Origin of the sequence: Paraburkholderia sp. RL17-373-BIF-A, from assembly GCF_046030175.1 — a bacterium.
Classification (GTDB): Bacteria; Pseudomonadota; Gammaproteobacteria; order Burkholderiales; family Burkholderiaceae; genus Paraburkholderia.
The window spans coordinates 1-1,409 of the sequence record NZ_JARESO010000258.1 but is presented as its reverse complement, the minus strand read 5'-3'; the positions used below and the strand labels follow the sequence as shown (position 1 = coordinate 1,409).

Annotated in this window: 3 protein-coding genes; 1 reads left to right on the top strand and 2 read right to left on the bottom strand. The window is 59.3% G+C overall.

The window, feature by feature from the left end:
* On the top strand, window positions 1–191 hold a 191-nt coding region (locus tag P0D80_RS50170), incomplete at its 5' end, for a hypothetical protein (protein WP_408296193.1).
* A 420-nt stretch (window positions 192–611) separates the two neighbouring features.
* Here P0D80_RS50170 and tnpB read toward each other — a convergent pair.
* Complete coding sequence (gene tnpB / locus P0D80_RS50165; RefSeq protein WP_408296190.1) at window positions 612–827, bottom strand: IS66 family insertion sequence element accessory protein TnpB; 216 nt, start codon at window positions 825–827, stop codon at window positions 612–614.
* Window positions 828–904: 77 nt separating this feature from the next.
* The gene (locus P0D80_RS50160) at window positions 905–1,141 is read right to left on the bottom strand and encodes a transposase (protein WP_408296196.1); all 237 of its coding nucleotides are present in this window, start codon (window positions 1,139–1,141) and stop codon (window positions 905–907) included.
* Between the last annotated feature and the right edge of the window lie 268 nt (window positions 1,142–1,409).

Sequence of the window (1,409 nt, the reverse complement as noted above, 5' to 3'; positions counted from 1 at the left end):
TGAACGCGATACCTTCATTTCTTGATCGTGTTCGATGCCTGTGCGAGGAGGGGCTGGTTGCTCGAAATTGCCGACGAGTCTCGCAACTCCACCGTTGGGACGAAGCGTTTCCGACCGACAATGCTACCCTCGCGGAGGCCCTCGTCATCATCGTGCATTTTGATTTCGACGGCCGTACGGTCACGAGCTAGGCGCTGGCTCAGTGGCGAGTGAATCGGTCCCTCTTCCCGGTTACTTGAAAGTTGGCCGACGTACGCTCAATCGAGGCGTTCATCGGACTGCAGCGAGTCGCCGGTTGCCTCCAGTGCACGTGGCTGCGTTTGTACTTGGTGCCCGAGCCGCTGCATGCGCCGAAGTTTGTCGATCTGTGCCCTTTGAGTTGCTCGATTTTGATATCGCGTTCAGCGAGCAGACTACGAGCCTCGACCAACAAGGCCTTCAGGAATTCGACATGCACGGCATGTTTACGAGTGTTCCGCGCGGTTTCCAACATCGATAACGCGGCGGTGCGGCGGGGCTGTCGCCAATCGATCCCCTCGAGAAGCATTGACAGTTGTGCTGAGTTCAGGTGAATCTTCCCGCCGTCGGCTGAGGCAGATAAAGCGGCCCCGCTAAAGACGCTTTGCCAAGAGCCAGATCCCGTCCTCCGTCGCCCGGAGGATCTTCATAAAATCGCATCGGCGGCCTCGGACGATGTGGACGTTGCCGCCCAATGGATTCTCCTCAAGCGCCGTTTGCGTCTTTGCCGCTAGCCCCTGAAACCCACAGCGTATGTCGGTCACGCCTGCAGCAATCCAGATACGCGTGCCAGCCGGGAGCAAGATCATGATCGCAGACTGCCCAACGCGGTATGCAGCATGTCGGCGTCGACCAGACCATCCACCTTGACGTCCACACGGCCGATTCAAATTTCGATTGTGCCCGCAGGCGGCGCCGGCTTCGAATCAAATGCGCGTAAATCAGCTGGCGGCGAGGCTAGGGCCTGCGTCGGTGGTGGGTCACTCAGCAGTACGACTGCCAGGAGGCTCGCGGACGGAGCGTGCTGCTCTGTAAGAGATCGGCACAGCCAAGTGTACAGCATGTTCGCGTTGATGCCATTCTTACGGGCGAGTCTCGCGACCGAGACGCCCGGCTCCCACACCGTTGCCGCCAGCCGGTCCGGAATCTCCCTTGGGGAATTCGGAACGGCCCTCTCGACTACCGTAAGCGCGAATTTATGCGCACATAGCGTCTGGGTTGAGAGCGAGGCAAGCTGCGTCCACTGATATTCTGTGGACACATCTCATGACTCAATCAAACCAGTTTAGATACGGCGCTCCTCGCGGTTGCCCTCGTCGGGCGCGACGGCAAGCGTCGCTACGACTCGCAATCTAAACGTAGGCTCATCGAGGCCTGCCTGCAACCAGGTG